We start from the raw sequence: 13565 nt of genomic DNA on the forward strand, positions 1-13565 counted from the left end.
AAAATATCAACTCCCGCCTCTATCAACTCCTTTAGCTTTTCTTTCGTGTTAGATGCTGGCCCTACTGTAGCTATTACTTTGGTCTTATTAAATAAAATTTCCTCTCTCATATTAATTTAAAAAATTGTCTTTCGATTTGAGTTTTTCTAACGCAATCGGAGCAATATATTCAATGTATTTCACTTCCCGTAATTCTTTTATAACTTCTTCAGCCGCAAACGTTTGAAATGAGCCATTAATTTTTAAGACAAAATCAAAATGGGTCATTTCCGGTACTAAGTACTTATTTTCAAAATCAGGAGATTTGTTCTTGAACAGATGAATCAAACAGCTTTCATCTTCATGGCAATAATTTATAAAATTTATGCTCTCTCCTTGCTCAAAATCGATTGTATAATCTTCAAGTTTTAATAGTCTTGTAGATAAGAGGGAATTGATAGCCCAGGCCAGTTTAAAAAACTTGGCCGATGACGCTATTCCAAATAGCTCAAAGTCGTACTCGTAGTCAATAAGGAGTTTTGTCTTCTTCATTGTGCTTAATTAAGCCAAAATTAGTATGTTAATTTGAGTTATTTTACCTATTCTTGGACAAATGAAAGCTAGGAATAACTTTCATAAAATTGTTTGACATTAAATCTATAATGTATTTCTTTGCAGATATTTTAACTAAATTATTAAACACATGTCTGAAATAGCACAAAAAGTTAAATCAATCATCATCGATAAGTTGGGTGTTGAAGAGTCTGAAGTTACTCCAGAAGCAAGCTTCACAAACGATCTAGGAGCCGATTCATTGGATACAGTTGAACTTATCATGGAATTTGAAAAAGAATTTAACATTTCAATCCCTGATGATCAGGCTGAAAATATTTCAACAGTAGGACAAGCTATCTCTTACTTAGAAGAGAACGTAAAATAAATACCAATTAAGCCCCAGCTGAACTTATTATATGAGTTTGAGAAGAGTAGTAGTAACAGGAATAGGAGCACTTACACCTATAGGTAGTAATGCCAATGATTATTGGGATGGCCTAAAGAATGGTGTTAGTGGAGCGGCACGCATCACAAGATTTGACCCGGAGAAATTCAGAACGCAGTTTGCCTGTGAATTAAAGAATTTCAATGCTGAAGATCACTTTGATAGAAAAGAAGCTCGCAAAATGGATCCTTTCACTCAGTATGCACTTGTTGTTGCTGATGAAGCTATTTTGGATTCTAAACTAGACCTTGATGCTATTGATCACGATCGGGCCGGAGTAATATGGGGTTCAGGAATTGGTGGTTTATGGACATTTCAAGAAGAGGTTAAAAGCTACGCGAATAATGATAATACGCCACGCTTTAACCCCTTCTTTATTCCTAAAATGATAGCCGACATCAGTGCTGGCTACATTTCTATTAAGTATTCTTTTAGAGGGCCTAATTTCGTAACCGTTTCCGCCTGTGCTTCTGCAACTAACGCTCTTATAGACGCAATGAACTATATCCGCTTAGGACATATGGACATTGCCATCTCGGGAGGTAGCGAAGCAGCGGTAACAGAAGCTGGTATTGGTGGTTTCAATGCCATGAAAGCACTTTCTGAGCGTAACGATTCACCTCAAACTGCATCACGTCCTTTCGATAAAGATAGAGATGGTTTTGTTTTAGGTGAAGGTGCAGCTGCACTTATTTTAGAGGAATACGAGCATGCTAAAGCCAGAGGGGCCAAAATCTATGCTGAATTAATAGGTGGTGGTATGTCTGCAGATGCTCACCACATCACGGCTCCACATCCTGAAGGGTTAGGTGCTACCAATGTGATGAAAAATGCACTTAGAGATGCTAATATTCAACCAGAAGAAGTTGATTACATCAATGTTCATGGCACTTCAACTCCATTGGGAGATGTAAGTGAGACATTAGCTATCAAAAAAATATTTGGCGAACATGCTTACAAGCTTAACATAAGCTCAACTAAATCAATGACTGGCCACCTACTTGGTGCTGCCGGGGCTATTGAAGCCGTTGCTTGTGTTAAAGCCATGGAAAATAGCCTTGTCCCTCCTACTATCAATCACTTCACTGATGATGACCAGTTGGATAATAAGTTGAACCTTACTTTCAACAAGGCTCAAGAAAGAAATATCAGAGTTGCCTTGAGTAACACATTCGGTTTTGGAGGGCATAATACCTCAATCATTTTCCGTAAACTAGAGGAATAGTGTATCGTGCTGCAAAGCGCTTTATAAATACATTTAGGAAAAGATCGACAAAAGATAAAAGGCTTATTACGGCTATTGAAACAATAGTAGGTAGTAAGCCTTTAAATCTTGATCTCTACCGACTGGCTACTAAGCATTCATCAGTAGCAGAAACTAACGCACAAGGACTTAAGGAATCTAATGAGAGGTTAGAATATCTCGGTGATGCTATCTTGGGTGCAGCTGTTGCCGATTACCTTTTTAAAAAATATCCTTTTAAAGACGAAGGTTTCCTTACAGAAATAAGATCTCGCATTGTAAATAGAGAATCTCTTAACAACCTTGGCAAAAAGATAGGTCTAAATGCCTTAGTTGAGTATGACCAAACCAAACGCGACAGGCTCTCACACAAATCCCTCTATGGTGATACCCTTGAAGCCTTTGTTGGAGCAGTATACCTTGACCATGGCTATGATTTTTGCAGGACATTTATCCTTGAAAAATTGATCATGCCTTATTTTGATCTACAAGCAGTGATTGAGTCAACCATAAATTTCAAAAGTAAACTAATAGAATGGTCTCAAAAGGAAAATGCTGAGTTGAGGTTTGATGTATTGGGTTCTAAAACTAATAGCCAGCATAAGGAATTTACAGCAGAAGTAGTTGTTAATAATGAAACGATGGGTAAAGGTTATGGCTACAATAAGAAAAAAGCCGAGCAAGATGCAGCTCAAAAAACATTGGTTATGTTAGGGTTAATAGAGAATTGATGAGTAAAACTAGAATTGGTGGGGCTACCCTAAACCAAACACCATTGGATTGGACGGGTAACCGTTTTAACATTCTGGAAGCTATAAGGAAAGCTCAAGAAGAAAAAGTTGAAATTCTTTGCCTTCCCGAATTGTCTATCTCTGGGTATGGGTGCGAGGACAATTTTCTTAGCGACTGGGTTTATGAACAAGCTCTAAAAAGTCTACTTCTGATTATTCCTCATTGCAATGATATTACTGTCGCTATTGGTCTTCCATACAAACACAATGACATTAACTACAACGTAACCTGCATTGTAAAAGATAAAACTATACTCGGGTTTTATGCCAAACAAAACCTTGCGCTAGATGGAGTGCATTATGAACCTCGTTGGTTCAAAAAATGGCCTTCTGAAGTTGTTGAGCAAACCAAAATTAATGGTAGCACATATGATATTGGAGATATTATTATTGCTCATAAAGACTTTACCTTTGGTTTTGAAATCTGTGAAGACGCCTGGAGAAAAGTTCGACCCGCTATAAAGCTGAGCCAAAAAGGTGTTGATATGATATTAAATCCGAGTGCAAGTCATTTTGCTTTTGGAAAGACAATAGATAGAGAAAACCTGGTAGTTAACAGCTCGTCAGAATTTAACTGCACTTATGTGTATGCCAACTTGTTAGGCAATGAGGCAGGTAGAATGATTTATGATGGTGAAATACTACTTGCTAAAAAAGGAAAACTCATTCAACGAAATGACTGGCTTTCATTTAAAAATTTCAATCTTATTCATTCTGATGTTGACATTACCGGCTCACAAGAATTTGACAGCCCTGCAGAATTTCCCAGAGATAAAAATACTGAATTTGTTAAGGCCTCAAGTCTTGCATTATTTGATTACCTGAGAAAAAGTAGAAGCAGAGGCTTTGTATTATCATTGAGTGGCGGAGCTGATTCCTCTAGTATAGCTGTTATGGTTTCCGAAATGGTAAGGAGAGGAATTAAGCAATTAGGCGCTGAAGCCTTTTTAACTAAAATCAATCGCTCAGACTTGATTGATAAAGTAGTTAAAGAAGATCCACAGATTGCAGCAAAGTTAATCTTGAATCACCTAATAACATGTGCCTATCAAGGCACGATTAATTCTTCTGATGACACCTTTAACTCTGCCAAAAAATTAGCTGAATATATTGGGGCTACCTTTTACCAATGGACTATTGATGATGAAGTAAATTCATATACCAGCAAAATAGAAAATGCTATTGGTAGAAAGCTCACCTGGGCAAAAGATGATCTGGCACTTCAAAACATTCAGGCTCGTAGCCGCTCACCAATTATTTGGATGCTCGCGAATATAAATAATGCTTTATTATTGACTACTTCCAATCGAAGTGAAGGCGATGTAGGTTATGCTACCATGGATGGTGATACCAGCGGTAGTATTTCACCTATAGCTGCAGTTGACAAATACTTTATAATTAATTGGTTAAAGTGGGCAGAAAAAGAACTTGACTACTCTGCTCTCAATTATGTAAATAACCTAACACCAACAGCAGAGTTGCGTCCGTTAGAAAATAAACAAACAGACGAGGACGATCTTATGCCCTACTCCATTATTGTAGAAATAGAAAAAGAAGCCATAAGAAATCATAAGTCTCCAACTGAAGTATTTAAAGCACTAGTTGAAAGAAACCTTGAAGAAAAAGAGGCTTTGAGGGGCCATATCACTAAATTCTTCCAAATGTGGAGTAGAAATCAGTGGAAGCGCGAACGTATTGCACCGTCATTTCATTTAGATGATTTTAATATTGACCCAAGAACCTGGTGTAGGTTTCCAATATTGTCCAGCGGGTTTGAAGAAGAATTGAAAGAACTTAATAACCTATAAGAATTAACAGCTGTTTCATTCAAATACTATGTTGAAACATTAGCTACTAAAACCTATCTCTCTATATTTGCCAGATGTCATTTTTAAGCTTCATTATTTGGAATGTTGACCCGGAATTTTTCACCATTCCCCTTTTAGATAGACCTGTTAGATGGTACGGATTACTATTTGCTTTGGGCTTTCTTATAAGCCAGCAAATCATGTTTTATTTTCACAGAAAGGAAGGTAAGCCTGAAAAGGATGTGGAGACACTCACAATATATATGATTATCTCCACTATTTTGGGAGCTAGATTAGGCCATGTGCTATTCTATGAGCCTGATAAATACTTAGCTAACCCAATTGATATTCTTAAAGTATGGGAAGGCGGATTAGCAAGTCACGGTGCAGCTTTTGGAATACTATTCGCACTGTGGCTTTATACTAAATATGACATTAGACTAAAATTCTTCTGGATTATCAAAGACCTGATAGGTATTCCATATAGCGCATCTGCAAAGAAAGTTATTCGTCCAAAACAAAATTACCTTCAGGTTGTAGACAGAATTGTAATTGTAGTGGCATTAACAGGTTGCCTTATTCGTTTTGGAAACTTTATGAATTCAGAAATTTATGGTAAACCAACCCATTCTGACTATGGTGTAATATTCACTAATAATGTGACACAAGTGCTTGTTTCCAACACGAGCCCAATCGAAAGCCTAGATGTTTCTAGAGATGCTTCAAGAGAAGCAAATGCTGACGGTTATGTTCCTATAACTATTGAACTTGACTTTAAAAATCAGGCAGAAATATTGGATGAAGCTAGTTTATCAAGATACATTGAAGGACGATTTAGTGAGATTGTCGATAGCTACACTTATGTCAATGAGCATATTTTATTAACAGACTCAAGCGCCCCTGAATACACTTTGAGTCAACAACCCGATGGTCATTATACTGCCACAGTCAAAGCTTTTGGTATAGCAAGGCACCCAACTCAACTGTATGAGTCAATGACTTCCTTAGCACTGTTTTTTCTACTTTTCTTCATTTGGACAAGAAAAAAGGAAAAGACTCCAGCAGGGCTGCTACTAGGCTTGTTTTTAATAATTCTTTTCGGACTCAGGTTTGTGCATGAACTGTTTAAAGAAAACCAAGTTGCCTTCGAGGACAATATGTCTCTTAACATGGGGCAGATTTTAAGTATTCCTTTAATAATTGCAGGTATCTTTATTTTTGTAAGAGCACTTAAAGCTAAAGAGATTGAGGATCAATAGTGGGTTACTTATCTATTGATATCAAGGTGTTTTTATTTACTTTAGCAAATTATTCAGGGATTTTAAGGTCGAAGTAGGCTGAAATTGGCTGAATGAGGATGGAGATGCTGGCATTATTACTTTCACTTACACTTTCTTTTAACAACATTGTCGGTTTAGACAGTGCCATTTATATGTCTCCTGATTCTGTCTCACAGCTATCAGAAGAGGATCTTCCCGTTACTATTGATAACATCTTCTTTATTGGCAATAAAGTAACAAAAGAGGATATCATGCTCAGAGAAATGAGCATTGCAATTGGTGATGTTTACAACAAAAAAGACCTTGAGAGCATTTTGGTATTGGATAAGAGCAAACTTATCAATACCAGATTATTCAACTCGGTTGAAATTTCCATATTACACTTAAATGAAACGTTAGTAGATATTGTTGTAAATATTTCTGAAAGGTGGTACACCTTTCCCGTACCGATCTTTGACCTTGTTGATAGAAATTTTAACGACTGGTGGCAAAATCAAAACAAAGATCTTAGCAGAACAAATCTTGGCATCAAACTCTATAGAAACAATTTTAGAGGTCGCAACGAGTCATTAAGGTTTCTTCTTCAACTTGGATACACCAAGCAATTCGGTGTCACCTACAAAATACCTTATTTGGATGCTAATAAACAGCACGGGATAACACTGAATTTCGATTATGCCGAAAACAAAAATATTGCGGTACGCACTGTGAATCACAAACCCGTATTTTTTGATTCAGAAGAAACCTTAAGAATAAAACGCAACTACTCTATTGGTTATAGTTATCGAAGGTCTTTTTATAGTTTTCACAACTTTAATGTTGAATACAATTATAATACAATAAATGATACCATTGTAGGCTTAAATCCTGAATACTATGAGCCTACTAAAATCACTCAGCGGTACTTCCAACTGACCTATGCCTTCACCTATGACAGACGTGATGTGGCTTCATACCCACTAAAAGGTCATCGATTAGATGTTCTAGTAGAAAAACAAGGCATTGGTGCTTTTGACGATATTGATAGGGCTGAAATAAATATTAGCTATTCCAAATTCTTAGATATAGGTAAAGGATTTTTTCTAGCTAACCATTTATCAGGATTAAGCAGTCTTCCTTCAAAACAGCCCTATTCAAATTTAGGGGCTTTGGGATATAGGAAGGATATCATTCGTGGCTATGAGCTCTATCTGGTTGAAAGTAAAAACTATATTCTCAATAGAACCACTTTCAAAAAGCGATTACTTTCTACCGTTGGCAACATGAGATTTATGCCAATTGATCAGTTTAAAAAGATACCTCTTGACATATATTTTAAAGTCTACTTCGACAGTGGGTATGGTGAGAATTTTGAGAATTATGAACTAAACGCCACCTTATCAGACAGGTATTTGTTCGGGACCGGTGCTGGTATAGATTTCGTAACCTATTATGACTCAGTTATTCGCATCGAGTACACTGTCAATAGAGAGAAAGAAGCCGGCTTCTTCCTTCATTTTAAGAAGGAATTCTAAAACTTTAATTTAAAATATTAATATTTCTTTATATTTTATACCTTTATTTATTGTAAAAATAAAGGTTGAAAACATTTACTCTATTCTTTCTTTTCATTTCAATGGCCAGTTTGTGCTACGCTCAAAATGGAACAACTCAGTTTGGGGCAAGAGCCGCTGGACTTGGATATGCATATTCATCTATTGCCGATCAGTGGTCTGCTCTAAATAACCCCGGAGGATTGGGTTATCTGGAAAAGACCTCCGCATTTGCCGGATTTGAAAACAAATACAATATTTCAGGTTTCAACAGCCTGGCAGCTGGGTTTACCACTAAACTCAAGATAGGAGCCTTTTCTGCAACAGCATTTAAGTTTGGTGATGATTTATATAATGAGCAGATATTTTCGTTGGGTTATGGTAATAAATTCGGAATTGCAGGACTAGGTATAAAGCTAAACTACCATCAGTATTACATAGATGAATTTGGATCAAAAGGGGTTTTTTCGATTGATTTTGGTGGTATAGCCGAAATATCTGAACAGCTCAGATTTGGAGCTTATATCCGAAATATAAATCAAGCACAATTGGCAGAACTTTATGATGAGCGAATACCTACTTACCTCAATGCAGGACTTGGGTACCTGCCAAATGATAACATTACTCTATCAGCAGAAGTAGAAAAAGAACTGGAAAATGATCCAGTTTTCAGAATGGGGTTGGAGTATGTCTTTCATAAGAAACTGGCTATACGCACTGGCATAAAAACAAACGCTTTCACTAACTATTTTGGATTAGGCTTTATTAGTCAGAAGCTATTGATTGACTATGCCCTGACAAAGCATCAAATTTTGGGGTTAAGTCATCAAGTGGGCATGGCTTACATTATAAAACAATGAAGTCAGCTCTGTTGCTCATATTGACTTTATCTATTTCTTCACTAGCAATTGCGCAGCGAATCCAGCAAAAGGATATTGATATTGAACAGTTTATAGAAGAAGTATTTGCTGTTCAGAATGGAGATGTCAGTGCTGAAGAACTGTATGAGACGCTCCTACTCTTCTACTCAAACCCTATTAACCTAAACAACACTTATAGAGATGAGCTGCGGTCCTTATTCATCCTGTCAGAATCTCAAATAAGCAACTTCATTTCATATACTGCAGAGCATGGAAAACTGCTTAGTATCTATGAATTACAAGCAATACCTGATTTCGACCTAAATACCATTTATAGATTAACCCCTTTCGTTACAGTAACTGAAACAGGTCTCAATAGTGATAATCGTAGTTTATTAAAAAGAATCTTGAGTGAGCAAAACAATTATTTACTGCTGCGATATGAGTCTATATTAGAAGACAAAAAAGGCTTTCTCCCAAAAAAAGACAGTTCTGACAACCGTTATATTGGAACTAGGGGTAAGTATTATACAAGATTCAGGGTGAGTCATATCAATGATTTTAGCATTGGCTTTACGGCCGAAAAAGATGCGGGTGAACAATTCACCTGGAATCGTAAAACCAAAAGCTATGGTGCTGACTTCTACAGCGGTCATGTCCAACTACAAAATCAAGGTCCATTTAAAAACATTATTGTGGGCGACTATCAAATACAATATGGACAAAGTCTGTTATTAGGAGCTGGTTTCAATGTTGGTAAAGGTGCAGAAACCATTACCACAGTAAGGAGATCAAATCTTGGAATAAGGCCATATACCTCAGTAATAGAAACTAACTTTTTCAGGGGTGGAGCAGCCACAATGAGCCTCACTAAAAATCTCGAATTTACCGGTTTCTACTCAAGACTAAATCAAGATGCCACATTAAAAGAGGATACTTTAGAAAGAGAAAATTTTATTACTTCTATACAGCAGTCTGGCTTTCATAGAACAGAATCTGAACTCAATGCGAAAGACAAGGTTTCGGAAAGTAATTATGGAGGAACACTCCTTTACAAATCCCCTAAACACGGAATTAACTTAGGAAGCACATTCATTATCAATAAGTTCAGTGCATCATTAATAAGGGCAGAACGAGTTTATAACAATTTCGAATTTAAGGGTACTTCAAATTATAATATTGGTCTTTTTGGAGATTATAACTGGCAAAATATTAGTCTATTTGCAGAGGGTGCTATCTCAAAGAGTGGTGGTTTTGGAGGAGTTATAGGTACCATCATTAATTTAAATTCGAGACTCGAAACTTCCATGGTTTTGAGAAATTATGACGAAGACTTTCATTCAATTTATGGAAATGCCTTTGGTGAATCTACCAGAAACATCAATGAACAAGGCTGGTATTGGGGCTTAAAATACAAACCTTTCAGGAAAGTCGAGGTTACTGGTTACTTTGACTCATTTCGATACCAATGGATAACATCATCAATAAATGCGCCCTCCACTGGGTATGAATACCTTGGCCGAGTTAGCTACCGTCCGAGTAGAAATGTCTTATTATATTTTCAATTTAGAGAACAAATAAAAGCTGACAACCCATCGGACAATGATCAAGAAGTGGTCATTAAATCTCCACTTTTGGGCCAAAAAAGAAACTATACGGTTAATCTGGATTTTCCGGCTAATGATTGGCTATCTTTCAAATCAAGAGTTCAATGGAGCTCTTATGATTTGAATAATAAGCTGACAGAAGGTTTTGCCATTTGGCAGGATTTGAATTTAGATTTTGGTAAGTTTCGAATCAGCGGAAGGTATGCTATTTTTGAGACCGATGATTTTAATAATACCCAATATGCTTATGAAAGAGATTTGCTTTATGCATTCTCAGTACCCGCCTATTCGGGCACAGCATCAAGGCACTATGTTTTGATTCAATATAGACCTTTAAGAAAATTAACTTTTTGGGTTAAATATGCCCAAACCAATTATAGAGATAGAGAAACTATTGGTAGCGGACTAGAACAAATAGATGGAAATAAAAGAACAGATTTAAAATTTCAACTTAGAATTATTTTTTAAAAAATGCATGCAGTAGATCTCATAGATGCTCCCACTTTATTGGCTCTGGCCATTGGCGGTATTCTTTTTATCGTAATTTTTAAACTGATTTTTAGAAAAAAGAAATGATAACTGTACATTACAAATGTGTAGTTATAACTTTGCTGTCAAATTATTAAAACAAAGATTGCAGATGAATATTAAAGGAAAACTATTAGAAATTTCGGACACCCAACAAATATCAGATTCATTCAAAAAACGAGAATTTGTTATTGAATATGCTGAAAACCCACAATACCCAGAGTTTGTAAAATTTGAAGCCATTCAAGACAAATGTGCTCTATTAGACAATTACAAATCTGGTGACGAAATTGATGTTTACTTTAATATTAAAGGCAGAAAATGGAATGACCCAAAAGGAGGCGTTAAGTATTTCAACTCTTTACAGGCGTGGAAAATTGATGGAGTAGCCACTTCTGCAGGTTCTGCCGGAGCACCACCTGCATCACCAGATATGCCAACTGAAGAGCCTGGTTGGGTATCAGAAAATGAAGACGATTTACCGTTTTAACGAATGAAAGTACTGTTAGCCACCCTTTTGGTATTATTGATCTCTACTGAAAAGTCTCGTTATTTTGAATATAACGGGTCAAAGGTAAATACAACCTATGATGTTGATGACAAGTTCTACGGCACCTATAAAGGGAGGAAAACAGGCTACTTAACCCTAAATGCTGATGGCACCGGAATTTACAATTATGATGTATTCGGGTTTGCTCCTGTAAGCTGTAAAAAGGGTCCAATCGAAATTGAATGGGGCTTCCTTCTTAAAGAGGATGGCTCCATTGTTACTTTCAACCGTGAATACGGAAAATCACACCCCATACTTCTGAAAAGTACCAGCGAAACTAAATTTCAGGGCTGTAAAACAGAAATCCTTCTCGATTTTATAATGGAATATAAAGATGGAAAACTAGGCGTTTCTTCATCTGACGACTGGATTAAAGAGTAATCTAAGCTATTTACGGTTCATAGATTTGCCCTTTCGGTTAAGGGTTAATGTATTTAAGTTTATTATATATCAACTAAAAAATATATGATAAACAGAAGTAAATACTTAGTTCTTTTTTGCCTATTCATTGCCATCAATGCCTTAGCACTTGGGCCAGATGTAACAAGAAAAACACTTGAACTTAGCGAATTTCAAGGCATATATGTTAACTCAGGCTATACTGTATACCTAAAGCAGTCTAACAAGCAGGAAGTGACAGTTGAGGTGCTGTCAGAAATATTCAGCATTAGTGAATTCAAAGTTGAGAATGGTATTCTTCATATCAATGTGAAACAGAAAAAAGAAGACCCTAATGCAAGCGTATGGGCTAAAATTGATAATATAAAAATAGCCCCTACCATGAATGTTTATATCAGTGTACGTGATGTAAACCAACTTAAGGTTAATGGGAGTGGGAAGATCATCAGTGAAAACTCAATTGCCTCTAACAATTTAGACCTTGGCGTAAGTGGCTCCGGAGCAATCAACATTGATGTGAAAGGTCGTATGCTAAAAACCAAAATTTCAGGCTCTGGCTCAATGACATTAAAAGGTTACGCCTCTAATAATGTAATTGATATTAGCGGCCCTGGTAGCTTATATGCCTTTGACTGTGAAATTCAAAGTGCACAGGCTGCTTTAAGTGGATCGGGTAACTGCGAAATACATGTTGCTGATGAATTGGAAGCGGTTGTTTATGGCAGCGGTGTGCTAAAGCATAAGGGACAAACCAAAAATGTGGTTAAAAAAGTTTATGGAAAAGGCGAGGTGGACAGAGCCTATTGATGAATGGTTGATGGGAAGTGTGGTTTTGATGAAAAAGCCCTGACTGAATAGTCAGGGCTTTTGTTTTATGCCTCACCTCTCTTTAGTGTAATAATTGTCAACTCCGGTGGCATACCTACCCTACCCGGATAGCCAAGATATCCAAAACCTCGGTTGACATATAAATGCTGATTGCCTTCAGTGTATAAACCCGCCCACTGCTTGTAAGCATATTGAGATGGACTCCATTTAAAATCACCGAGTTCAACACCAAACTGGAAACCATGGGTATGACCTGCAAACATTAGATCAATGTCTTTATAATTTGGCTTAACCTGCGCATCCCAGTGGCTGGGATCATGCGACAATAGTATTTTTACTGCAGCCTCCTCAGTACCTGCATGAGCCTTTGACAAATCGCCATATTTGGCAAACCTGCCCGCTCCCCAGTTTTCATTACCCAAGATGGCTATCTTCTCTCCTCCTAATTCAATGTACCTATTCTCATTCATTAACAGGTCATAATTCATCAGGCGGTGAGCTTCAATCAAATCATTAAAATTCTGCTGCTTCTCAGCCAGAGAATTCCAATTCTTATAATCACCATAATCATGGTTTCCGGTAACAGAATACACTCCCAGAGGAGCCTTTAGTTTATCAAATATGTTTATGTACTCTTCTACCTCTGATGATTCATTATTAACCAGATCTCCAGTAAAAAACATAAGATCCGGCTTTTCTTTCATCATCATTTCAACTCCACCTTTTACTGCCGTTTTATTGAAAAAACTACCTGAGTGAATATCAGAGAGCTGGCCTATAGTAATACCATCGAAAGATTTGGGCAGGTTCGGTAAGTAGATTGTTTTTCTTCTAAATCGATAATCATGTGCACCCGAAATAATACCCCAGCTCATGGCCACTAAAGGAAATGTGCCTGCTACCATAGCCGTTTTTGCTAAAAACTCTGATCTGGGTATCGTATTGCCACCTGCTGATGGAGAAGGATTCTGAAATAGAGACACCACCCATTTACCAACTCGCACCAAATCTCCTCCAAACAAAAATATTGCGGCAAATAGCTTAGAAAAATAGTTAATGAAAATTCCAGTAAATATCAGGCTTCTGGATGTACCCTTTAGCCAATCTGGATTTCCAAAATTGTAAAATATGATTACTGAAAATGTAACTACTGTTATAGA

General features: G+C 36.8%; 14 protein-coding genes. 11 read left to right on the forward strand and 3 right to left on the reverse strand.

The window, feature by feature from the left end:
• Together E1140_RS10525 and E1140_RS10530 are read right to left on the reverse strand one after the other, a co-directional pair.
• Positions 1-110, reverse strand: a 110-nt coding sequence (locus tag E1140_RS10525) for a pyruvate kinase (RefSeq protein ID WP_155182923.1), incomplete at its 3' end; no start/stop codon positions are given.
• 1 nt (position 111) lies between these two features.
• Complete coding sequence (locus E1140_RS10530; RefSeq protein ID WP_155182926.1) at positions 112-531, reverse strand: IPExxxVDY family protein; 420 nt, start codon at positions 529-531, stop codon at positions 112-114.
• Between the two features lie 151 nt (positions 532-682).
• On the opposite strand from E1140_RS10530, the gene E1140_RS10535 reads away from it, so the two are divergent.
• From E1140_RS10535 to E1140_RS10585, 11 genes are all read left to right on the forward strand, one after another.
• Positions 683-919, forward strand: a complete 237-nt coding sequence (locus E1140_RS10535) for an acyl carrier protein (protein WP_155175817.1) — start codon at positions 683-685, stop codon at positions 917-919.
• Positions 920-950: 31 nt separating this feature from the next.
• The gene (gene fabF / locus E1140_RS10540; protein ID WP_155182929.1) at positions 951-2204 is read left to right on the forward strand and encodes a beta-ketoacyl-ACP synthase II; all 1254 of its coding nucleotides are present in this window, start codon (positions 951-953) and stop codon (positions 2202-2204) included.
• A complete protein-coding gene (gene rnc, locus E1140_RS10545) occupies positions 2204-2953 on the forward strand; it encodes a ribonuclease III (protein WP_185153526.1) in 750 nt (249 codons plus the stop codon). The genes fabF and rnc overlap by 1 nt, the downstream gene beginning before the upstream one ends.
• Positions 2953-4821, forward strand: a complete 1869-nt coding sequence (nadE, locus tag E1140_RS10550) for an NAD(+) synthase (protein WP_155182932.1) — start codon at positions 2953-2955, stop codon at positions 4819-4821. The genes rnc and nadE overlap by 1 nt, the downstream gene beginning before the upstream one ends.
• A gap of 74 nt (positions 4822-4895) precedes the next feature.
• Positions 4896-6080 carry a prolipoprotein diacylglyceryl transferase gene (locus E1140_RS10555; RefSeq protein ID WP_155182935.1) on the forward strand — a complete coding sequence of 395 codons (1185 nt, stop codon included), beginning with the start codon at positions 4896-4898 and terminating at the stop codon, positions 6078-6080.
• A 104-nt stretch (positions 6081-6184) separates the two neighbouring features.
• The gene (locus E1140_RS10560) at positions 6185-7615 is read left to right on the forward strand and encodes a POTRA domain-containing protein (RefSeq protein ID WP_185153527.1); all 1431 of its coding nucleotides are present in this window, start codon (positions 6185-6187) and stop codon (positions 7613-7615) included.
• 65 nt (positions 7616-7680) lie between these two features.
• Positions 7681-8493 (forward strand): PorV/PorQ family protein, encoded by an 813-nt coding sequence (locus E1140_RS10565; RefSeq protein ID WP_155182941.1) that lies wholly within the window; start codon positions 7681-7683, stop codon positions 8491-8493.
• Positions 8490-10568, forward strand: coding sequence for a ComEA family DNA-binding protein (locus E1140_RS10570; RefSeq protein WP_155182944.1), 2079 nt, complete (start codon positions 8490-8492; stop codon positions 10566-10568). Before E1140_RS10565 ends, E1140_RS10570 begins: the two co-directional genes overlap by 4 nt.
• 172 nt (positions 10569-10740) lie before the next feature.
• The gene (locus E1140_RS10575; RefSeq protein ID WP_155182947.1) at positions 10741-11118 is read left to right on the forward strand and encodes a DUF3127 domain-containing protein; all 378 of its coding nucleotides are present in this window, start codon (positions 10741-10743) and stop codon (positions 11116-11118) included.
• 3 nt (positions 11119-11121) lie between these two features.
• Positions 11122-11559, forward strand: coding sequence for a hypothetical protein (locus tag E1140_RS10580; RefSeq protein ID WP_155182950.1), 438 nt, complete (start codon positions 11122-11124; stop codon positions 11557-11559).
• Positions 11560-11643: 84 nt separating this feature from the next.
• A complete protein-coding gene (locus tag E1140_RS10585; RefSeq protein WP_155182953.1) occupies positions 11644-12384 on the forward strand; it encodes a head GIN domain-containing protein in 741 nt (246 codons plus the stop codon).
• A gap of 65 nt (positions 12385-12449) precedes the next feature.
• Here the strand turns inward: E1140_RS10585 and E1140_RS10590 are convergent.
• Positions 12450-13565, reverse strand: a 1116-nt coding sequence (locus E1140_RS10590) for a metallophosphoesterase (protein ID WP_155182982.1), incomplete at its 5' end; no start/stop codon positions are given.

Origin of the sequence: Fulvivirga lutimaris, assembly GCF_009711525.1 — a bacterium.
In the GTDB taxonomy this organism is placed as follows: domain Bacteria; phylum Bacteroidota; class Bacteroidia; order Cytophagales; family Cyclobacteriaceae; genus Fulvivirga; species Fulvivirga lutimaris.

Excerpts from the sequence above, each read along its gene's own strand:
- nadE (WP_155182932.1), top strand. The coding sequence starts at position 2,953 with ATGAGTAAAACTAGAATTGGTGGGGCTACCCTAAACCAAACACCATTG.
- E1140_RS10570 (WP_155182944.1), top strand. The coding sequence starts at position 8,490 with ATGAAGTCAGCTCTGTTGCTCATATTGACTTTATCTATTTCTTCACTA.
- fabF (WP_155182929.1), top strand. The coding sequence starts at position 951 with ATGAGTTTGAGAAGAGTAGTAGTAACAGGAATAGGAGCACTTACACCT.
- E1140_RS10555 (WP_155182935.1), top strand. The coding sequence starts at position 4,896 with ATGTCATTTTTAAGCTTCATTATTTGGAATGTTGACCCGGAATTTTTC.
- E1140_RS10585 (WP_155182953.1), top strand. The coding sequence starts at position 11,644 with ATGATAAACAGAAGTAAATACTTAGTTCTTTTTTGCCTATTCATTGCC.
- E1140_RS10560 (WP_185153527.1), top strand. The coding sequence starts at position 6,185 with ATGCTGGCATTATTACTTTCACTTACACTTTCTTTTAACAACATTGTC.
- E1140_RS10535 (WP_155175817.1), top strand. The coding sequence starts at position 683 with ATGTCTGAAATAGCACAAAAAGTTAAATCAATCATCATCGATAAGTTG.
- E1140_RS10575 (WP_155182947.1), top strand. The coding sequence starts at position 10,741 with ATGAATATTAAAGGAAAACTATTAGAAATTTCGGACACCCAACAAATA.
- E1140_RS10530 (WP_155182926.1), bottom strand. The coding sequence starts at position 531 with ATGAAGAAGACAAAACTCCTTATTGACTACGAGTACGACTTTGAGCTA.
- E1140_RS10580 (WP_155182950.1), top strand. The coding sequence starts at position 11,122 with ATGAAAGTACTGTTAGCCACCCTTTTGGTATTATTGATCTCTACTGAA.